Below are 20,012 nucleotides of genomic sequence, written 5' to 3'. Positions count from 1 at the left end.
TCGGTAGGGTCGGGGGTATAAGAGGGAGACCCGTAACGGAGGCACATGCCTACCGACGTCGAGGAATGGAAAGACGAGATCTACGGGACGGACATCCGTGCCCACATGGAGCGGTTCGCCGAGGAGGGATGGGAGTCCATCCCGGACGACGAGCACGACGCCTGGTTCGAGCGCTTCAAGTGGTACGGCCTGTACCACCAGCGCGCCGGTCAGGAGAGCTACTTCATGATGCGCATCGGGACGCCCAACGGCGTCCTCGAACCCGGCCAGCTCCGCACCATCGGCGAGATCGCCGCGGAGTACTCCACCGGCCCCGCGGAGAACCCCGTGTTCGGTAACGGGTGGGCCGACTTCACCACCCGACAGTCGATCCAGCTCCACTGGATCCGCATCGAAGACATGCCCGAGATCTGGGACAAGCTCCACGACAACGGGCTGGAGACCATCCAGGCCTGCGGCGACTCCTGGCGGAACATCGTCGGCTGCCCCGTCGCCGGCAAGGACAAGCACGAACACGTCGACGCCTGGGACACCATTCAGGAGCTCCACGAGACGTTCAAGGGCAACGACGACCACTCGAACCTCCCCCGCAAGTGGAAGGTCTCGGTGACCGGCTGCGACGAGGGCTGCGGCCAGGGCGACATCAACGACCTCGCGCTTGAACCCGCCGAGAAGGAGATCGACGGCGAGACCGTCACCGGCTACAACGTCCGCGTCGGCGGCGGCCTCGCCCGGAACGAGCCCCGCTTCGCCCGCGACATCGACGTGTTCGTCCGACCGGAGAACGCCTCCGCGGTCGCCGGCGGCCTCTCCGCGCTGTTTCGCGACCACGGGGACCGCGAGAACCGCTACAACGCCCGCATCAAGTTCCTGGTCGACGAGTGGGGCCCCGAGAAGGTCCGCGAGACCCTGCAGGAGGACTACGTGGACTTCGAGCTCCACACCGCGGGCGAGGACATGCGCGAGCACTACTCGTACAACGCCGGCAACGACAAGGGCCACGCCGACCACGTCGGCGTCCACGAGCAGAAGGACGGCAACTACTACGTCGGTCTGAACGTCCTCGTCGGCCGCATGGGCGCGGACGAGGTCATCGAGCTCGCCGACCTCGCCGACGAGTACGGCTCCGGCGAGGCGCGGCTCACCCAGCGCCAGAACGTCATCCTCACCGACGTCCCCGAGGAGAACCTCGACGACCTGCTCGCCGAGCCGCTGCTTGAGGAGTACAACCCCGACCCGAGCCCGTTCATGCGCGGTTCCATCGCCTGCACGGGCACCGAGTTCTGCTCGCTCTCCATCGTCGAGACGAAGAACCGGCAGGTCCGCTACGCCCGCTGGCTCAAGGAGAACGTCGACCTGCCCGACGACGTCGAGGACTTCCACGTCCACCTCTCGGGCTGCACTGCCTCCTGCGCCCAGCCCCAGATCGCCGACATCAGCCTGCGCGGCATGAAGACGCGCAAGGACGGCGAGCCGGTCGAGGCGCTCGACATCGGCCTCGGCGGCGGCCTCGGCGAGAACCCGAACTTCGCGGACTGGGTGACCGAGCGGGTCCCCGCCGACGAGGTGCCCGGCGCGATCGACAACCTCGTCGAGAACTACAAGGATCTGCGCGAGGACGGCGAGACGTTCCGCGAGTTCGTCGTCGACCGCGACGCCGAGGAGCTCGCCGACCTCGTCGAACCCGAGGAGACGGATTACGACGACCCGTTCATGCACAACACGAAGAAGACGTGGTACCCCTACGCCGAGGACGACGACATGGACGCCACTCCCGCGCCGGTCTCCGTCGCCGACGAGAAGTCCAACGCGCCCGCCGACGACTGACGCTCCGGTTACGGCCGGCGGGCGACGCCGACCGCGGACGGCGTTTCCTCGACGTCGGTCGTCCGCGGCGGCTAAGTAGCTCCCTTCCCTCCCGTTTCGTATGGCAGACCGCTTGATGAAGGTCAACGCGTACACGACGTTCGACCTGATCGACGCGACCGTGAAGGGCCACGACTTCGAGGAGGAGACGCTGGCCGTCCTCAACGCGACCTCGCCGCGGAAGGACCCGGACCGCGTGAAGCTCCAGATCGAACTGGACAACATGCAGGAGGAGCACCTCCCGGCGCACATGGAGGAGGTGACGCTCTCTCCCGAGGAGGCCCGCCAGCTCGCCGCCGACCTGGAGAAACACGCCTCGAAGGTCGAGGCGGCCACCGGAGACGAGTAACGTGTCGTATCGCGTTCTCCACACTTGATGCCCGATCACACCGATTTATTCTGCTTATAGCCGAGGGTAATCAAACAGATGGCGCGGTTACGCCCGGACCAACTCCTGTCGGCCGCGGCCGCATGGATCCGTTCGCGCGGTTTCGCGCGGTTACTTCGGGGCCACCGGGGGCCCTAAGCCGACGTTAGATGACCGCAGTTGGGGGTATCACTCGTCGGACGTACGTCCGACACCCGTTCGACGCCGGACAGGTGCTCGGACGGACCGGAAACACTACTGAGAGGTCCGTAAACCTCCGTTTTTCGCTGAAAACGGTTTCACGTGTTTATGCACGTCACCGCCGTTGGATCGCTCGTATGAGACGCAAAACAGCGAGCGCACTCCTGATGACAGTCGTCGTCGTACTTGCCGGTCCGGCAGTCGCCGCACCCGCCCTCGCGGACGCGGGCGCGCAAGACGACGACGCGTCGGACGACGGCGAATCGAACGCGGTGCTTCAGAACGTATCGGTCGCCGAACTCCAACTGGCGAACGTGACGGTGGAGAACGCGACGATAGAGAACCTCACGGTCGAGAACCTGTCGGTGGAGAACCAGACTAACGCCGACGAGCTGGACACCCTGGTGGAGCAAAACGACACCATCGTCCTCTCGAACGTGTCGTTCGAGAACCTCTCGCTCGAGAACGTCAGCCTCGAGGAGGTCAACGTCAGCGTCAGCAACGAGACCGACGTCGATGACGTCCCGACCGTCGACAACGAGACGGACCTGGGCATGAACGAGTCGGACGTGGCCGCGAACGACACCGGCGCCGATGCGGCTAACGACACCGGTGCCGACGCGGCCAACGACACCGGCGTCGACGCTGATGACAACGCGACGGACATCAGCGTGAACGCGTCCGAGATAAACGTCTCGGACGACAACGAGTCGGCGCTGCAGGACAACGAGACCGAGGACAACGAGACGGAGGAGCTCGACACCGACGACAACGCGACTGACGTCGGTATGCAGGACAACGAGACCGAAAACGAGACCGACGACGCCCTCGACGACAACGAGTCTGAGGACGACCTCGGGGAGGCTCCTGCCGAACAGCCCGAGGGTCCGAACCTCACGATAACGAACCTCACCATCGAGAACATGACGGTGGACAACCTCACGATCGAGGAGTTCACCGTGACGGAGGAGGAGACCGCCCTCGGTGACAACGCGACCGAGAACGAGAGCGAGCTGAACGCGACCGAGGACAACGTGACGGAGAACGAGTCCGACGACGCGTTCGGCGAGGAGAACACCACCGTCGAGGAAGAAGAGGCCCTCGGCGACAACGAGTCCGAGATGAACGCGACCAACGAGTCGGCGCTGCAGGACAACGAGACCGAGGACAACGAGTCCGAGGGTCTCGGTGACGACATGAGTGACAACGCGACGGACGTCGGCATGCAGGACAACGAGTCCAACGTGACCGACGACATGGCGGCCGACGACGCGCAGGAAGTCGGTAACGTCACGATCCGGACGGTCGACGTCGGCAACATGACGATTCAGAACATGACCGTCGACGAGCTCGACGTGCAGGAGATGAACGAGACGGGCGCGATGGCCGACGGTAACGAGACGGACAACGCCACCAACGAAACCGACGACGTCTTCGGCGACAACGAGTCCGACGACGCGGCCAACGACTCCGATTTCGAGGTGAACGTCTCGGAGAACACGTCCGACAACGAGTCGGCGCTGCAGGACAACGAGACCGAGGACAACGAGTCCGAGGGCCTGGGTGATGACGCCAGCGACAACGCGACGGACGTCGGTATGCAGGACAACGAGTCCAACGCGACGGACGTCGGCATGCAGGACAACGAGACCGAAAACGAGACCGACGAGGGCATCGTGATCGACGTGCTCTCGGCGGAGAACGTCTCGGTCGAGAACGCGTCTTCTGACTCGTTCTCGCTCGAGATGACCGACGGTCAGACCGTGAACGCCACCGACGACGGCGTGCTCGGTGACAACGAGACCGAAAACGAAACCGACGACGGCGTGCTGGGCGACAACGAGACCGAGGACAACGTGACGGACAACGAGACCGACGGCGGCGTGCTCGACGACAACGCCACCGAAGACAACGCCACCGAGGACAACGAGTCCGACGACGGCGGCATCCTCGAGAGCATCGAGACTGCCGTCTTCGCGTAACGCGGTCCCGTCGACGCTTTTTTCGTGACCGTCATCGCGGTAGTGCCGACAGCACCGCGTCGTACCGAACCGACGGACCCAAGCGCGGCGAGCCGGTACGCTCCGCCGATGAACATCCGGTTTCTCGGCGGCGCCCGCGAGGTCGGGCGCAGCGCGGTCCTCGTCAACGACTCCCTCCTGCTCGACTACGGGATGAAGACGGGGACCCCGCCCCAGTTCCCCGTCGGCGACGTCGATCCGGACGCGGTCGTCGTCTCGCACGGGCACCTCGACCACGTCGGGGGCGTCCCGTCGCTGCTCGCCGGGGACCGCCGGCCGCCGATTCACTGGACGCCGCCGACGCGGGAGCTCGCGCTGACGCTCGCGCGGGACACGCTCAAGCTACATGGGGGATCATACAACTGCCCGTTCACTGAGAACGATCTCAAACGCGTTACACAGGTGTCGAAAACGCACGGGTATCAGGAAACCTTCGAAACAGCTGGCTATGATGTGACATTCTACAATGCAGGACATATCCCGGGAAGCGCTCACGTTCTCGTTGACGATGGGGATACGCGACTACTCTACACTAGCGACTTTCACACCGACGACCAGCAACTGGTCTCGAGAACTACTGCACGACCTGCCGCCGACGTCGTCATCTGTGAGAGCACCTACTCTGATGTCGAGCACGAAAACCGGTCCGTCATAGAGGAACGATTCGCCGAGAGCGTGAAGACAACCCTCTGGGAAGGTGGGACGGTCGTTGTGCCCGCGTTCGCAATCGGCCGGACACAGGAGATGATGCTCATCTGTAAGGAGTACGACATCCCGTGTTATGTCGACGGGATGGGGAAGCAAGTCACCGAGATGCTTCGGCAGTATCCTGAGTTCGTTCGCGACGAAGACGCGTTTCGACGAGCGAAATCCCACGCGCGGTTCGTTACCGGGCGAAACGGTCAGCGGAAGCGGATTACCGACCAGAAAGCAGCAATCATCACCACCAGTGGAATGCTGTCTGGGGGCCCTGCCATGACCTATATTCCTGAGATTCGATCGAATCCAATGAACAAAGTCACGATGACTGGCTATCAGGTTGAAGGGACTCCCGGGAGGAACCTCATAGAGTCAGGCAGCGCTGAGATCGATGGTCGCGTAATGCCTGTCAGCGCGAAGGTAGAGCAGTATGACTTTTCAGCACACGCTGATCGCAATGGGCTCTTTGAGTTTCTCGACTCGTACGAAAATTCTCGCATCCTGATAAACCACGGCGACCGTTGCGAGCGGTTTGCTACTGAACTTCAGGAGGCCGGCTTTGAGGCAACTGCGCCTGAAGTCGGCTCTGTAGAGACCATGTGAGTAATCAACCTGGGCAAAAATCCGACTTGTATGGGTACATTCGTTGGTGTAGACTGAGGAGGGAAGAGATGGGTTACAGTCGAGGAGCGTGATAGCACACTCAGTTTTGCGACTGAACCGTCTTTTCAGGCAGTGTGCGACAGACATGACGACGCCGACCTACTCCTCGTGGACATCCCGATTGGACTCTCAGATGGTTCGGATATGTAGCTAAGAGGCTGCGACGAAGCAGTTCCGCAAACTTGTCATCAAGTATGTCGTTCACATCTCGAACGAAGTGTCGCCATTTCTCACGAGGAGTGCGAGTATCCGTGAATCAAAAGGAACGGTTGCTAAATACAGAAGTCGAATCCGTCAGGGTTCCTTCTTGGAGGTGTGACCCGCCCTATGCCTCGCCACCGTCCGCGGCGGCCGCTGGGGCGACCTCGATGTGCTGGGCGATCTCCTTCGGGAGGCTTTGCTCGCCCGCCTGCGTCTCGACGGTCACCATCCCGAACGGCGCAATGTCGACTACCGTGAGTTCGACCTCCGGACGGACGCCGGCGTCGGCGAGGTAACGTAGTTCCGCATCTCCTTGGTTGCGAATACGCCGGACGGTTACGTGCTCGCCCTTGTCGGCGTCGGCGAGGCGGGTGGTTTCGCTCTCATCGGGAAAGGACAGGTCGGCGTCGGGAATCGGATCGCCGTGCGGATCGACTGGGGGGTTGCCCAGCGCCTCGGCAATGCGATCGGTCAGTTCCTCGGAGACGTGGTGCTCAAGTCTGTCGGCCTCGTCGTGGACGTCGGCCCAGTCGTAGTCAAGCAGTTCGGTCAAGAACGCTTCGAGAAGACGGTGGTGCCGAAGGATCTCGAGAGCGACGAGTTCGCCCTCGTCTGTGAGCGTCACACCCTTATACTCCTCGCGGTCGATCAGGCCGCGTTCTTCGAGCTTTTTCAGCATGGAGGAGACGGTCGGCGCCGTGACCTCGAGATGGTCGGCGAGGGCTGAGGTCGACACCCGCCCGTCGCTGTCGCTCTCAATGGCGTAGATCGTCTTGATGTAGTCCTCCATGACCGCGCTCAGCATTCCTGTCGATACATTCGGCTGACTTCCCTTGTTGCTTCGGGTGCAACCGTCGTCTGGCGAATCGCCATTGCTGGCTGCGACCATCAGTCATCCCCTCTCCCGGTGCCGACATCGGCGCTGTCGGCCTCAATGCTGCCCATGTCGGGCGTGGCCTGTTCACCACGGATGGACTGGATCTTGCCCAGCACGACGGCGCAGATATAGATCCCCACGGCGACGAGGACAATGACTCCTCCAGCCGTGACACCGCCGTAGTAGGCGACGGCGATACCTAGCAACACCGCGAGTTCCGCGAGAACGACCGAAACAACAAGCGATTCGGAGAAACTTCTGGACACCTGAGTCGCGCCCGCTACTGGAACCACGAGCATCGCCGCGACGAGGATGACGCCCATGATCTGCATCGCGCCGACGACGACCATCGCCGTCAGCATCACCATCACTCGGTTGTACCAGTTGACGGAGAGACCGGAGACAGCGGCCGCGGTCTCGTCGAAGGTTACGTACAGGAGTTGGTTGCGCGTCACGGCCACTGTCCCAACGATGACGGCGAACAGCACCAGGAGGATGGCCGCGCTCTGGGGCGACACCGTGGAAAGGTTGCCAAAGAGAAACTGGTTGACGCCGACGGCGAGCCCGCCCGCGTTGAGGCTGATGAGCGTCGTCCCCAGCGCGAATCCCGTCGACAGGACAATCGCCATCGAGACGTCGTTATAGGCGTCCGTGACCTCAGAGATGAGCTCGATGAATAGCGCGGCGACCATCGCCACAATGACTGCGGTGAGGTAGGGTGACACCCCAAGGTCGATGACGGCATTCAGGAACAGCCCGACGGCTACCCCGGCAAATCCGGTGTGAGCTAGTGCGTCTCCGATGAGCGCGAGCTGTCGGTGAACGAGGAACGTCCCGATGAGCGGCGCCATCACGCCGACGCAGAGCCCGACGAGTATCGCCCGGTGCATGAACCGGTAGCGCGGATTCAGCATCTCCAGACCCGTGAAGTAGTACACCCAGTCCATCAGCCAGTACCACTGCTCCAGAAACCACAAGAGGATGCCGAAGACCAAGTCGCTGACGGCGCCTAGCCCGCTCTGTAGTGGGAGCACGAACGACGGGTCCACGGTGGCAAGAATACTCGCCATGAGCGTGGCTGCCCCGTCTGCGCTCATTCGCCCACCCCCGTGAGAAACCGTGCCTCGGTTCCGAATGCCCGTGCCAGCGCGTCGCTTTCGACGAATTCGTCGGTCGGACCGTCGAAGTAGACCTCGCGGTTCAGGCAGACGACGCGGTCGGCGTGCTCGACGACCGCCCCGAGGTCGTGCTCGATGAGGAGGACGGTGATGCCCTCGGCGTTGAGCGCTGCCAGCAGATCGTAGAAGGCGTCGACCGACTCGGCGTCGACGCCGACGGTTGGCTCATCCAGCACGAGTAGGTCGGCCTCGCTCGCCAGCGCCCGCGCGATGAATGCGCGTTGGCGTTGGCCACCCGAGAGCTGCGTGACGCGCCGATCGGCGAACGCGCTCATCCCGACGGTCGCGAGTGCGTCGTTGACAATGGCCCAGTCCTCGCTCGACAGGCGGCCAAACCCGACGTGCGGGAACCGACCCATCTTCACCACCTCGCGGACGGTGATAGGCATCTCCTTCGCGGCGCTGGCCTGCTGAGCGACGTAGCCGACCCGTTCGCCATCGTCGAAGCGGTCAGCGCGCTCGCCGAACAGATTAGCTGTGCCCGCGTCGGGCTTAAGCAGCCCCAACATCAGCTGCATCAGCGTCGACTTTCCCGATCCATTCGGCCCCACGACGGCGACGTACTCACCTGGCTCGATGGTCAGCGAGATGTCCTCGACCACCGGTGTCGCCGTATAGCCGAAGGTGACGTCCGTGAGGTCGATAACGGGCTCGCTTGCCGTGGTGTCCAGGTTAGTCTCGCTGGATGCCTGCTCGCCGGTGCCAGCCGCCGTCGTGGGGCCAGTGTCCTGCATTCTCATACTGGTTTGAAGTTCCGCCACTGTTCGACCCACCCCTCCGACGGGGCCGCCTCCTGGGGCGTCTCGTTCCCGACGACGATCTCGAACGTCGGCATATTGATCTGGTAGGCGATCTCCTCGTAGCCCCAGTTCTCCTCGACCCACTCTTCGCGGACGCCGGCGTACGGCGTCACGGGGAAGTACGCCTCCACGGCCGTCTCACGGACGAGCTGTTGGGCCGGACGCTGGGATTCGAAGACACCGTTGGCGATGTACTCGATGTCGTTCTCGCGGATGACCGCCTCCGCTTCGCGGATGTCCGCGGGTTTGACGTCGCCGCTCGCCGCGAGGTTCGTCACCAATGGTCTCATCCGAACGCCGTATCTGACGCCGATGTACTGGAAGGCATTGTGCGCAGCCAGTTGAACGATGTCGCGTTCGGCTCGGTCGAAGATGGCCTCGTAATCTGCGTCGATGCGGTCGAGTACCTCTGACTTGTACGTCTCGGCGTTCTCGCGGAACACGTCGGCGTACTCGGGGACAACCTCGGCGAACCCGTCGGCGATGTTGTCGACAGACTGCTTTGCACGCCGGGGGTCCAGCCAGAAGTGCGGATCCTTTCCGCGCTGAGCGCCGACGCCCTCCTCGTCGCGGTCGAGGGTCGCGGCGAGGTCCACTAGGTCGATGTCCTTGCGGGCGTTGATGAGTGCCGTATCGATGTTGTCACTTTTGATTGTTTGAATGGCGCGGTCGGCCCAGGGTTGGAAGTCCTCACCGACATGGACGAACGCGTCTGCCTCGATGATGCGCTGTGTGATACTGGCGTTGGGCTCCCAACCGTGGCCGTGCAGGCCCGCCGGGACGAGGTTCTCCACCGTCAGTGGGGACCCATCGGCGATCTGCCGGCCGAAGTCGGAGAAGCTGAAGAACGAGGCCACGGCAACCGGCCCGTCGTTTTCGTCATCACTGTCACTCCTGGCCTCTACCGGTGGGCTCGGCAGCGCCGTGCACCCAGCCAGCCCCGCCAGCGCCGTCGCACCGCCGGCCCGTAGCGCGTCCCGTCGCGTCACCGGTCGTTCGTTGCGTATATCTGATAACATGGGGGTTCCCAAACTAATTGATTAGGTGCGTCTAATCCATAGTTTTCCCTGGCCACACCTATATCTTGCGTCCTCAAAAACAGTAGTAGGGGAGGCACGACCACCAGAGGGATGCTGTCTTGTCCAGTGCGGCTAGACACCGCTACACAACCGGCGACGACGGCAGGTTCGTGGGGGACTATGCTTCCGCCTCTCTTGACAGTTATCCGGATACTTTGAGGAGACACTCGACAACTACGCGAGATACAGTTGTGACTCCCGGACGTAGCTGGCGAATCGGGTAACAGGGTAGGATCGCGATCGCCGGCAGACTACTTGCACATTTTCGTTTCCGATGCTCTCGGGCGGCCCGGCGATGACGTACGTCCCCGCGGTACGGTCGACCCCGACGAACGCCATCGTGCTCACGGGCTATCAGGTCGAGGGGACGCCGGGCCGCGAGCTGCTCGAATCGGGACGGTGCGAGATAGACGGCCGCGTGATGCGGTGAGCGCGGGCGTCGAGTGGTTCGACTTCTCGGCTCACGCAGACCGCGACGGCCTGCGCTCGCTCCTCGACGACTACCGGGACGCTCGCGTGCTGGTGAACCACGGCGACCGGTGTACGGACTTCGCGGCGGCGCTGGCCGACGACGGGTTCGCCGCGTCGGCGCCCGCCGTCGGCGACGAAGTCGTCGCGTGAGGGTTTCCTCTCGAACGGCCGATAAGTTCTTACGTGTCTTGAAAAAATCACTCCGTAGACGAACGTCGGGAACGATACCGTGATCCAAGTCCTCTACGTCGACGACGACCCGAGCCTCCTCGGTCTCACGAAGGAGTTCCTGGAGACCCGAAACGACGACTTCTCGGTCGACACGGTCCGGGACCCGCGGGAAGCGCTCTCGCGCGTCGAGGGCGACGGGTACGACGCGGTCGTCTCCGACTACCAGATGCCCGAGATGGACGGCCTCGAACTGTTAGACGCCGTCCGGAACGACCTGGGGTCGGCGATCCCCTTCGTCGTCTTCACGGGGAAGGGGCGGGAGGACGTCGCGATGGAGGCGCTCAACCTCGGCGCGGACCGCTACCTCCAGAAGGGCGGCGACCCGTCCTCGCAGTACGGGATGCTGGCCCGGTGCATCGAGCAGGAGGTCGGCCACTACCGGACCCAGCAGCGCCTGCAGGAGCGGGAGGAGAACCTCCGCATCATCCTCGAATCGATCGGCGAGGCGGTCGTCGCCACCGACGCGGACGGGGTGATAACCCGCTTGAACGGCGTCGCCGAGGAACTGACGGGGTGGGACCGGGCGGCCGCGGTCGGAAAGCCGCTGGACGAGGTGTTCACCGTCCGCGACGGCGATTCGGGAGAAGCCATCGAGGGCCCCGCCGGGACGGTGCTCGCGAACGGCGCGACGGTCTCGTTCGCCGAGGAGACGCTGCTCGTGGACCGGGACGGGAACGAGCGCCACGTCGCCGAGAGCGGCACGCCGATGGAGGACGACGAGGGGAACGTCGTCGGCGTCGTCGTGGTGTTCCGGGACGTCACCGAGGAGTACCGCAAGCAGCGCCGACAGGAGCGCCAGCAGGAGGCGCTGATCGAACTCGCCCACGACGAGGACGTTATCAGGGGAAACGTGCCGGCGGCGCTGGAGACGGTCACGGCGCGGGCCGCGGAGACCCTCGACGTCCGGCGCGTCGGCGTGTGGCTGCTGAACGAGGCGGGCACGGAACTCCGGTGCGAAGTTCTCTACGACCGCGCGGCGGGCGAGTATTCGTCGGGGATGACGATCGACGCCGACGAGTACCCCGCCTACTTCGACGCGCTGGAGAGCAACCGCTCCGTGGGCGCGGCGGACGTCCTCGCGGACCCCCGGACGAGCGAACTCGCGGCGTACGCCGAGGAACACGGCGTCGCGTCGTTGCTCGACTCGACCGTGCGCTCGGGCGGCGATACGGTCGGCGTCGTCTGTCACGAGCACGTGGGCGAGCCGCGGGCGTGGCGCGACGACGAGGTCCGCTTCGGCGCGGAGATCGCGGACCAGGTGCTGCACGCGCTGAACAACCGCGACCGGCGCGAGCGAAAGCGCGAACTCGCCCGGGAGAAGCGGTTCCTGACGGCGACGGTCGACGCGCTCGACGACGCGTTCTACGCGCTGGACCGGGACCGGACCGTCCTGCGCTGGAACGACCGGTTCGAGTCGGCGACCGGCTACGACGCCGAGGAGATAGTTGGCCGCACGGTAGTCGATTTCTTCGAGGGGGAGGACGCGGAGCGCGTCGACGCTGCGCTCTCGCGGGTCGTCGAGGGGGGCGAGCGGGTCACCGTGCGGGGCGACCTCGTCGCGAGGTGCGGGGAGACGCGCCCGTACGAGTTCTTCGGCGTCCCCGTCGAGGACGACGACGAGGTCGTCGGCGTCGCGGGGCTGGGACGGTCCCTCGACGGGACGCGCGAGTCGGAGTGAGTCAGGCGTTCGGCGCGTCCTCCTCGTTCCAGCGCTGGACGACGAACTGCTCGTAGTCGCCGTGGGCCGCTTCGAGCGCCCCCATCCACCAGTTCCACCGCTCGGCGGGCGACCCCTCCCGGCAGTCCGCGAGGTTCTCGATGACGACGTCGGCCGTCAGCTCCTCGCCGCGGTCGTCGGCGATCTTCCCCGAGTCCGCCAGGTCCGTGGCGGCGCGGGCGACCGTCCGGCGCTCGGCCGGCGTGCCGCCGAACGCCTGGCGCAGGTGAAGCATCAATACCTCGCGTTCCATACGCCGCCGTACGGACCCCCGGGGCTTGAGTCTCCCGCTCAGACGTGTCAGCGGCCTAACTCCACGCCCTGCGCGGGGACCTCGCGGCGCTCCCGGAGACGCTCCTTTTCGATGTGCTTTTTAGGCGCGACCGACTGGTTCGACGCATGGCAAGCTTCAAAGTCGTCGTCTCGGACCCCGAGTCGGGCGAGACGTACCAGCGCGACGCGGACGACCAGGACGCGAACCGATTCATCGGCCGATCCATCGGCGACGAGGTCGACGGCGGCGCCGTCGGCCTCGACGGCTACACGCTCGAGATCACCGGCGGCTCCGACGACGCCGGCCGCCCGATGCGCGGCGACGTCCCCGGCCCGAACCTGCAGGAGATCCTCTCCGACGGCGGCACCGGTTTCCGCCCCACCCGCGAGGGCGAGCGCAAGCGCGTCACCGTCCGCGGCGCGGAGGTCAGCGAGGCCGTCTCCCAGATCAACGCGAAGATCACCGATCGCGGCGACCAGTCCGTCGAGGACCTGTTCGGCGACGGCGACGAGGAGTAAGCTCCCTTTCTTTCCGCCGGATATACGAACTCCCCAGCCCTTGGTCCGCGTATGGCAGACCGCGTTCCGAGCGACCACGACTCCGTGCACACCGTCCGCGCCGTGCTCGCGACCGCCGGGTCCACGCGCCGTCCCCGCGTCGAGATCCCGGCCGACGAGGCCGACCGCTTCCCCGCCGACGAGGTCGTTCGCCTCGTCGTCGACGGGACGGAGTACCACGCCCGCGTCGAGACGGCGCTGACGGACGACACCCGCGTCGTCGCCGGCGCGTACGACTCCCCCCGGTTCGCCCGGTCCCCCGGCGACGCGACGAACCGCCTGCTGGAGTGGATCGAGAGCGCCGACGTCTCCGTCGGCGGCTCAGTGCTGCTCGACGTGATCGAGGACGAGTTCAAGTACGGCGTCCGCCAGTCCGGCGAGCGCGTCGTGTATGAGGCGACGGAGTCGCCGGACGACAGCCTGGCGTCGATCGCGGAGCAGTTGGAGGGCCGGTGACCGCGCTCGCCTCGCGCCGTCCGCGCTCTAACGCGCCCTTTTTCCCGCTCGCCCGGCAATCGAGCGTATGACCGATTCGAAGCGCGACGCGTTCCTCGCGGGCGAGCGCCCCGAGGACGTCGCTTTCTACCTCGCGGAGGACGCGGTCGACGACCTGGGAAAGCTGGAGGAGTACGGGGAGTCGGTCCCCGGCGGCATCGTCATCGTCGTCGACGGCGATAACGGCCGGAACGCGTTCCAGGCGGCGACGGGCAAGGACCCGATGGCGTTCGCCAAGCAGGCGATGGCCGAAGAGGGCGTCATCAGTACGACGCTCACCGGCGGCGACTGTCCGGAGGGCGAGGGCCCCGAGCACGGCGCGCGGTTCGTCTTCGCGTTCGCCGAGGAGCGAAACGAGGAGGTCGGGGGCCTCTACGCCGAGGGCGACGTCATCCACGCCTACGCCCAGTGCGAGTGCGGGACGGCGTACTCCCAGAAGTGGGTCGCCGGCGAGCGATAGGGCCGGCGGCCCCGCTCCGTTTTGGTCGTTCGCACCCAACCACCGCTATGCTCGACGACTACGAGCGAGTCCCGATAGCGGACTGGGCAGCGGTCGAGGACCACCTCCGGCGGTTCGCCGAGGGCGGCGAGCTCTCCCGCAGCGACGAGGGCGTCGCCGTGACGGTCGGGAGCGCCCGGCTCACGGTCACGCGCGACGGTCGCGTCGAGGCCGGGATGCCGCTCCACGAGTTCGAGGACGGCGGGGTCGAGGCGCTCTACGTCGACCACGACGGGGGAAGGATCAGAATCGAGGGCGGCGACCGCTCCTACGAGTTCCGCAAGCCGCGCTGAGGCGGCCGGCCGCGCGGACCGGGGGTCGTCGCGCCCCTCACTCCGTCGTCTCGATGTCGTCGTCGAGTTCGCCGCTGTCCTCCTCGTCGCCGTCTTCCGGCACCAGCTCGAGGAACGCCTCCAGGATCACCTGCTTCGTCACCGCGCCGCGGGTGGTCCAGTGGTTGGCGTAGTCGAGCATGTCGTCGTAGATGTCGGGCTTGCAGCCAGCCGCCTTCGGGTGACCGCCGCCGTTGACCTGCCTGGCGACCTCGTGGCAGCGCTCGAACGCGTCGGTGCCGCGGATGCTCGCGCTCCCCGCGGGTTTGACGACGACGGAGGCGTCGGCTCCCTGCTCGCGGAGCGCTTCGGCGACCTCGTTCTGCGAGCAGCGACCGTAGGTGACGCCGACCGTCCACGGGCCGACCTCACGCATGTCGGCGCGGTCGACGGCGCGGTCGATGAGCGCCTGCTTCTCGACGCGCTGCTCCTCGACGAACGCCAGCACGTCCTCGGGCAGGTCGGGGCCGTGGCGCATCACGGTGTCGACGTACTCGCCGGCGCCGCTCCAGTAGGAGTAGTCCGCGAGGTCGTCGCTCCGGGGGTCCTCGCGGATCCAGAGGTCGTGGTCGCGGGTGACGGACGCGAGCTCCTTGTAGCGCCGCGGGAAGTCGTGGTCGAGTGAGCGCAGGGCCACGTCGGCCGAGCACTCCTCGTCGCTGTCGCCGACCACGAGGTCGACGCCCGCCTCGCGCACCCGCTCTGCGACCTCGTCGTCCCACTGGTGGTGGTCGAACCACCGGACCGTATCGGCCCGTTCGACGGCGGCCTCCAGTTCGTCCTCGACGTACTCGTAGCGGTCCGGACAGAGGTCGCAGACGAACAGGTCGATCCCCTCCGCGCCGTACTCCGCGACGTACTCGATGCCCTCTTCGAGGTCGTGGGGGCCCGCCGGCACGAGCGCTACGTCGCGCGAGACGCGGTCGGGAACGTCGTCGACGACGTCCACGTCGGCGGCGAGGCCCGCCTCGGAGTCATCGTCGGCGTCCGTTTCGTCGGCGGGTTCGCCCGCTTCGGTCCCTTCGGCGGTCTCCGCCGTCTCTTCTGGCGGATCGTCGCCGTACAGCTCCCTGACGAGCGCGACGCAGGCGAGGCCGTCGGCGTCGGGGTCCGCGACGACGGCGACGCTCGCGCCGTCGAGGGCCTCCGCGGCGGCCTCCTCCTCGTGGCTCTCCTCCAGCGAATCGGGCACGAAAAAGCCCTCGCCCGGGATGACGGACTTGCGTCCGAGCGAGAGGTCCTCCGAGTCGATGAGCGAATCGTCCATACGTGACGGTCCGTCCCGCGAGGCAAGAACCCGCCGATCCGGCGACCGGATCCCTCGCCTACTCGCCCAGCTGCCGCACCGTCAGCACCGGGGTGGGGCAGGAGCGGACGACCCGCTCGGCGACGCTTCCGATGAGAAACCGGTTCTCGCCGTGGCGGCCGCGGGTGCCGGTCGCGACGAGGTCGACGTCGTTCTCCCGGGCGTAGGTACAGATCTCCGCGGCCGGGCGCCCCTCCCGGACGACGGTTTCCACCTCGCCGCCCGCGCGCTCCCGGACGTCGTCGAGCGCCGCCTCACCGCTCTCCTCCAGCGCCTCGCGCATGTCCTCCCGGATCGCCTCGGGCGAGGAGCCGACCTCGCTCTCGTCGACGACGTACAGCGCGTGGACGGCCGCGTCGAACCGCCGAGCGAGATCCAGCGCGACGTCGACGGCCCGCTCGACGCTCTCGGAACCGTCCGTGGCGATGACAACCGTCTCGATCATACCCGTGGTTTCCCCGGGCCGGGGCTTTAAACCTCTGACTGCGCCGCTCCAAAAGAACTATGAACTATTTCTTCCCAAATTCATACGGGTCGTCGCGGCGACCGAGGCCGTCGCCGGCGTTGCGGACCAGCGTGGGCCGTCGCGGCCGAACGCCGGCGCGTCCGCCTCTGTGAGAAGCGGTCGCCGCCGACCGCGACGGCCGGTACTACGCGGTCAGGACCGTCACCGGTCCATCGAACTCCAGCGCGACCCGCTGGGCACGGTCGCCGAACAGGGCCTTTCCGGTCGGCGAGCGCTGCCGCCCCTGTACGAACACGTGGTCGCACTCCCGCTCGGCGGCCGTCGAGAGGATCACGCTCACCTCGTCGCCGATGCGGCCGATCGCCTCGAAGTCGACGCCCTCCGGCAGCGCCTCGCGGCCGATCTCACGGGCGAACTGCGTCGCACCCTCCTCCGCCTGCCCGATACCGTAGGTGGCGTCGAACCCGCTTATCTGGGCGAGGGACTCCTGCCGGTCGGCGAACTCCTCCTCGCTGGTCACGTGTAGCAACAGCAGTTCCGCGTCCACCCCGGCGGCGAGTTCCCCGGCCTCGCGGACGAGTTCCTTCGTCGATTCCTGACCGTCGACGACGACGAGCGCACGTCGCATGTGCGACACGTCCCCGCCGAGGACAATAAACCCCTCTTCGAAGGGAGAGGGTTTTTGCTCCCCGCCTCCGCACGGTGAGGTATGAGCACGGATTCGGTTTCCGAGGGCGACGGGCCGCTGACGGTCGAGACGGTGCTCGTCCCCGTCGACGGGAGCGAGTCGTCGGAGCGGGCCGTCGAGTACGCCGGCGCGGTCGCCGACCGCTACGACGCCGCCGTTCACGCGGTGTACGTCCACGGGCAGGAGATGGTCCGGGCGATAGAGTCCGGCGCGGTCGACGAGGACGAGGCCGCCGCAGAGGCGCGGTCGTTCATCGACGACGTCCGCGACCTCGTGGCCGAACACGGCGTCGAGCTGACGAACTCCTCGGCGTACGGCTTCTCCCCGACGAGCAAGACGACCCACCCGGGAAGCGTCGTCCTCGACACCGCCGACGACGTGAACGCGGACTTCATCGTCGTCCCGCGCGAACCGCTGTCGGGCGAGGAGGGAGAGATACTGTCGAAGGCCGCCGAGTACGTCCTGCTGTACGCGAGCCAGCCCGTCCTCTCAGTGTAGGCGGAGCGACATCTCCAGCTCGAAGCTCTCGGCGTTGCTCGTCTCGAACCCCATCTTCTCGTAGAGGCCGACGGCGGCGCGGTTCCAGCGCTCGACGGTCAGCCACACGCGCTCGACGTCGTTTTCCTCGCCGTGTCCGAGCAGACACTCCATCAACTGACTCCCGATGCCGGCCTCCTGGTACTCCTGCAGGACGAAGATGGCGAGTTCGTACGTCTCGCCGTCGTCGCCGTCCGGGACCAGCGTCGCGTGTCCGGCGGCCCGGTCCCCGTGCCAGGCGACGACGTTCAGCCCCTCGCCGATGAGCGTCTCCAGCCAGGTCTCGATCCGGTCCTCGCCCGTCGGCGGGATGCCCTGCGCGCGGTCGGCGGGGTCGAAGTCGGCGTACATCTCGGTGACGGCGTCGAGCTCGTCCGGCTCGAACGCGCGGATCTCGATATCGCGGCCCTCGCGGTCCTCGAACGACAGCGGCGGCGGCTCGAACCCCCCGGTCGTCTCGTCGGGATAGATCCGGTCGCCGCTCATCGTACCAGCGTCACCGACACCTGCGCGTTCAGCAGGACGAACTCCGTGATCGACCCGAGCTGGATCTTGCCCATCGGGCTCCGCTGGCCGCCCCCGATGACGAGTCGGTCGAATGCCTCGCGCTCGGCGATCTCGACCAGTTCGCTCCCCGGATCCCCGGAGACCCGGCGGATGGTCGCGTCGATCCCCGCGTCGTCGACCATCTCCCGCGCCTGCGACTCCAGGTCGTCCGCCGACCGGTCGTGGTCGGCCCCTTCGAGGATCGCGATCGTCAGGTCGTCGCCCGCCTCGGCCGCTCTGTCGACCGTCTCCCGGAGCGCGTCGTCGCTTTCCTCGCTCCCCGCGATGCCCAGCAGTACGTTCATGACGAGCGTGTTCCGCGCGGTGTTTCAAAACAGTTGGGACCGTTCACACCGCTCTCCCGGCGCGTTCCCCGTTCGACGCGCCGGCTGAACGGCAACGAGCACGATCGCCCGGCGTGGCAATCCTTTTGCCGGCCGCTTGGTAAGTGAGCGGCATGAGCGACGACGCGCCGAAGACGACTCCCGACGGAGACGACGACCGACGCTCGTCGGACCCTCGCTCGCGGGACCGCGAGCGATCGGCCGCGGACGAGGCGTCGACCGAGGACCCCCGGCCGGACGCGCCAGAGGACGACGGCGCGACCGACGACGACCCGCAACCCCGCGTCCCGGACGACGTGCGGAAGTACGACCGCTTCCAGAAGATGGACGGCGCGCAGTACGACCGCGCCAACGAGTTCCTGCGGGACCGCACGTACATCACGGCCCGCGAGTGGGCCATCGCGCGGCTCTGTGCGGACTTCCGAACCGAGACCGGCGTCGAGATGACGAAGATCGGCGAGAACCTGCCGGAGCTCGTGCCGTTCATGACCGACACCTACACCCCGCAGGCGGTCAACCAGGCCCGCGCCTCGTTCGAGGAGAAGGTCCGAAAGGCCGGCGCGACCTTCCTCTACGGCGCGATGAGCGACTTCTTCACCGCGGAGGAACTCGACGAGGTGATGTACGAGACGACCGAGGTCGCGAAGTTCCTGCTCGAAGTCGAGGGCGTCGACCTCTCCGTGGAGGAGGAACTGGAGGCCGAGGACCGCATCTCGGCGGTCATGCGCGAGGTGCGCGAGTCGAGCGAGCAGTTGCGCCACGAGGGGACGGAGTGTCCGCACTGCGGAGAGGAGATCGCTGCCGACGATTAGTCGGTGAGCCCTGTATGGGTGAACAGTGATCGAAGTGGCGGCCCTACCCTCGTGGGCAAGCCGTGATCGCGGCGACGGCACGTACCCTCGTCGGGTTCGTGCTCGCGATCACGACCGCTGCGGGCGTTCTCGCGGGGCCGGCCCTGATGTACGCCCGACGCCGCGCACACGACCGACGATCAGGTGCCGACGCCAAGACCGGCGCGGCGTAGATCGGGACCGCGTTACCCGTCGAGCGCTCCGAGAACCGCGGTCGCACGGAACGACGCGTTTCGGATCCCCGTCCACCTACTCCCCGCTCGGCGGGAACAGCGGCGTCGGGTCGTCCGGTTCGAAGGTGACGACTTCCTCGTTCGACAGCGTCCGCAGGTGGACCGGGAGCGAGCCCCGTTCGCGCGCGCCGTCGATCGTCTCCTGGGCCTCGCGGACGCCGTAGAACGCCGGCACGAGCACGACGCGGCCGGTGGCCTCGTCCCGCACCGCGACGACGAGAAAGACCGTGCCGGCGGTCGCCGCGCGGAACACTTCCACGTCGTCGAACGCCGCTTTCTCGGCCTCCACGGCCTCGCGCACGGTCTCGTACTCGTCGTCGGGCACCAGCACGTCCAGCCCGAACCGCTCGTGGTCCGGCGGGAGCGCCGTCACGTCGCCCGGGTGAAGCTCGATCGGGTTCCAGCCGTTCTCGCGGTACTCCTCGGCCGTCGCCTCCATGTCGTCGACGACCTCGTCCCAGAACTCCAGCACGCTGTCGTCCGTCCCGCTACTCGCCATACCGGTACGGCGAC

General features: G+C 66.4%; 22 protein-coding genes and 2 pseudogenes. 13 read left to right on the top strand and 11 right to left on the bottom strand.

Going from position 1 to position 20,012, the window contains the following annotated elements; translation table 11 throughout:
• Window positions 1-45: 45 nt before the first annotated feature.
• The 5 genes and pseudogenes from D8670_RS13250 to D8670_RS21845 all read left to right on the top strand — a co-directional run.
• Window positions 46-1,827, top strand: a complete 1,782-nt coding sequence (locus D8670_RS13250; RefSeq protein WP_121818554.1) for a nitrite/sulfite reductase — start codon at window positions 46-48, stop codon at window positions 1,825-1,827.
• Window positions 1,828-1,927: 100 nt separating this feature from the next.
• Entirely contained in the window at window positions 1,928-2,215 is a 288-nt protein-coding gene (locus D8670_RS13245) for a DUF6360 family protein (protein ID WP_121818553.1), read from the top strand.
• 356 nt (window positions 2,216-2,571) lie between these two features.
• Window positions 2,572-4,416 carry a midas domain-containing protein gene (locus D8670_RS13240; RefSeq protein ID WP_162994294.1) on the top strand — a complete coding sequence of 615 codons (1,845 nt, stop codon included), beginning with the start codon at window positions 2,572-2,574 and terminating at the stop codon, window positions 4,414-4,416.
• A gap of 108 nt (window positions 4,417-4,524) precedes the next feature.
• Window positions 4,525-5,757, top strand: a complete 1,233-nt coding sequence (locus tag D8670_RS13235; RefSeq protein ID WP_121818551.1) for an MBL fold metallo-hydrolase — start codon at window positions 4,525-4,527, stop codon at window positions 5,755-5,757.
• 78 nt (window positions 5,758-5,835) lie between these two features.
• Window positions 5,836-5,967: pseudogene (locus D8670_RS21845) on the top strand (hypothetical protein); the annotation flags it as partial.
• A 175-nt stretch (window positions 5,968-6,142) separates the two neighbouring features.
• Here D8670_RS21845 and D8670_RS13225 read toward each other — a convergent pair.
• The 4 genes from D8670_RS13225 to D8670_RS13210 form a co-directional block, all read right to left on the bottom strand.
• On the bottom strand, window positions 6,143-6,823 hold the full coding sequence (locus D8670_RS13225) for a metal-dependent transcriptional regulator (RefSeq protein WP_121818550.1): 681 nt from the start codon (window positions 6,821-6,823) through the stop codon (window positions 6,143-6,145).
• Between the two features lie 83 nt (window positions 6,824-6,906).
• Window positions 6,907-7,992: a metal ABC transporter permease gene (locus tag D8670_RS13220; protein ID WP_121818549.1), complete on the bottom strand. Its 1,086-nt coding sequence runs from the start codon at window positions 7,990-7,992 to the stop codon at window positions 6,907-6,909.
• Window positions 7,989-8,813 (bottom strand): metal ABC transporter ATP-binding protein, encoded by an 825-nt coding sequence (locus tag D8670_RS13215; RefSeq protein ID WP_121818548.1) that lies wholly within the window; start codon window positions 8,811-8,813, stop codon window positions 7,989-7,991. Before D8670_RS13215 ends, D8670_RS13220 begins: the two co-directional genes overlap by 4 nt.
• Entirely contained in the window at window positions 8,810-9,862 is a 1,053-nt protein-coding gene (locus tag D8670_RS13210; RefSeq protein ID WP_121818547.1) for a metal ABC transporter substrate-binding protein, read from the bottom strand. Before D8670_RS13210 ends, D8670_RS13215 begins: the two co-directional genes overlap by 4 nt.
• Window positions 9,863-10,226: 364 nt before the next feature.
• Between D8670_RS13210 and D8670_RS13205 the strand changes: the two are divergent.
• Together D8670_RS13205 and D8670_RS13200 are read left to right on the top strand one after the other, a co-directional pair.
• A pseudogene (locus D8670_RS13205) lies at window positions 10,227-10,573 on the top strand (MBL fold metallo-hydrolase RNA specificity domain-containing protein); the annotation flags it as partial.
• A gap of 79 nt (window positions 10,574-10,652) precedes the next feature.
• The gene (locus D8670_RS13200; protein WP_121818546.1) at window positions 10,653-12,332 is read left to right on the top strand and encodes a PAS domain-containing protein; all 1,680 of its coding nucleotides are present in this window, start codon (window positions 10,653-10,655) and stop codon (window positions 12,330-12,332) included.
• 1 nt (window position 12,333) lies between these two features.
• On the opposite strand, the gene D8670_RS13195 is transcribed toward D8670_RS13200, so the two are convergent.
• Window positions 12,334-12,624 carry a WNWW family protein gene (locus D8670_RS13195; protein WP_121818545.1) on the bottom strand — a complete coding sequence of 97 codons (291 nt, stop codon included), beginning with the start codon at window positions 12,622-12,624 and terminating at the stop codon, window positions 12,334-12,336.
• A 146-nt stretch (window positions 12,625-12,770) separates the two neighbouring features.
• Here D8670_RS13195 and D8670_RS13190 point away from each other — a divergent pair, with 146 nt between their 5' ends.
• The 4 genes from D8670_RS13190 to D8670_RS13175 all read left to right on the top strand — a co-directional run bounded on the left by D8670_RS13190 (window position 12,771) and on the right by D8670_RS13175 (window position 14,489).
• The gene (locus tag D8670_RS13190) at window positions 12,771-13,163 is read left to right on the top strand and encodes a 30S ribosomal protein S6e (RefSeq protein WP_121818544.1); all 393 of its coding nucleotides are present in this window, start codon (window positions 12,771-12,773) and stop codon (window positions 13,161-13,163) included.
• A 51-nt stretch (window positions 13,164-13,214) separates the two neighbouring features.
• Entirely contained in the window at window positions 13,215-13,658 is a 444-nt protein-coding gene (locus D8670_RS13185; protein WP_121818543.1) for a DUF7112 family protein, read from the top strand.
• 67 nt (window positions 13,659-13,725) lie between these two features.
• On the top strand, window positions 13,726-14,157 hold the full coding sequence (locus D8670_RS13180) for a DUF5807 family protein (protein WP_121818542.1): 432 nt from the start codon (window positions 13,726-13,728) through the stop codon (window positions 14,155-14,157).
• Window positions 14,158-14,204: 47 nt separating this feature from the next.
• Window positions 14,205-14,489, top strand: coding sequence for a hypothetical protein (locus D8670_RS13175; protein WP_121818541.1), 285 nt, complete (start codon window positions 14,205-14,207; stop codon window positions 14,487-14,489).
• Between the two features lie 37 nt (window positions 14,490-14,526).
• On the opposite strand, the gene D8670_RS13170 is transcribed toward D8670_RS13175, so the two are convergent.
• From D8670_RS13170 to D8670_RS13160, 3 genes are all read right to left on the bottom strand, one after another.
• Complete coding sequence (locus tag D8670_RS13170) at window positions 14,527-15,795, bottom strand: DHH family phosphoesterase (protein WP_121818540.1); 1,269 nt, start codon at window positions 15,793-15,795, stop codon at window positions 14,527-14,529.
• 58 nt (window positions 15,796-15,853) lie between these two features.
• Complete coding sequence (locus D8670_RS13165) at window positions 15,854-16,279, bottom strand: universal stress protein (protein ID WP_121818539.1); 426 nt, start codon at window positions 16,277-16,279, stop codon at window positions 15,854-15,856.
• A gap of 205 nt (window positions 16,280-16,484) precedes the next feature.
• Complete coding sequence (locus D8670_RS13160) at window positions 16,485-16,928, bottom strand: universal stress protein (RefSeq protein ID WP_121818538.1); 444 nt, start codon at window positions 16,926-16,928, stop codon at window positions 16,485-16,487.
• A gap of 81 nt (window positions 16,929-17,009) precedes the next feature.
• On the opposite strand from D8670_RS13160, the gene D8670_RS13155 reads away from it, so the two are divergent.
• A complete protein-coding gene (locus D8670_RS13155) occupies window positions 17,010-17,486 on the top strand; it encodes a universal stress protein (RefSeq protein ID WP_121818537.1) in 477 nt (158 codons plus the stop codon).
• Here D8670_RS13155 and D8670_RS13150 read toward each other — a convergent pair.
• Window positions 17,478-18,011: a GNAT family N-acetyltransferase gene (locus tag D8670_RS13150; RefSeq protein WP_121818536.1), complete on the bottom strand. Its 534-nt coding sequence runs from the start codon at window positions 18,009-18,011 to the stop codon at window positions 17,478-17,480. The two genes, D8670_RS13155 and D8670_RS13150, sit on opposite strands and share 9 nt — an antisense overlap.
• Window positions 18,008-18,376, bottom strand: coding sequence for a universal stress protein (locus D8670_RS13145; RefSeq protein ID WP_121818535.1), 369 nt, complete (start codon window positions 18,374-18,376; stop codon window positions 18,008-18,010). Before D8670_RS13145 ends, D8670_RS13150 begins: the two co-directional genes overlap by 4 nt.
• 152 nt (window positions 18,377-18,528) lie before the next feature.
• On the opposite strand from D8670_RS13145, the gene D8670_RS13140 reads away from it, so the two are divergent.
• Window positions 18,529-19,227: a DUF5806 family protein gene (locus D8670_RS13140; RefSeq protein WP_121818534.1), complete on the top strand. Its 699-nt coding sequence runs from the start codon at window positions 18,529-18,531 to the stop codon at window positions 19,225-19,227.
• 288 nt (window positions 19,228-19,515) lie between these two features.
• Here the strand turns inward: D8670_RS13140 and D8670_RS13135 are convergent, their stop codons facing one another.
• Window positions 19,516-19,998, bottom strand: coding sequence for a DUF7529 family protein (locus tag D8670_RS13135; protein ID WP_121818533.1), 483 nt, complete (start codon window positions 19,996-19,998; stop codon window positions 19,516-19,518).
• Between the last annotated feature and the right edge of the window lie 14 nt (window positions 19,999-20,012).

Source organism: Halostella limicola (assembly GCF_003675875.1).
Lineage (GTDB): Archaea > Halobacteriota > Halobacteria > Halobacteriales > Natronoarchaeaceae > Halostella > Halostella limicola.
This window is presented reverse-complemented; position numbering and strand designations above follow the sequence as displayed.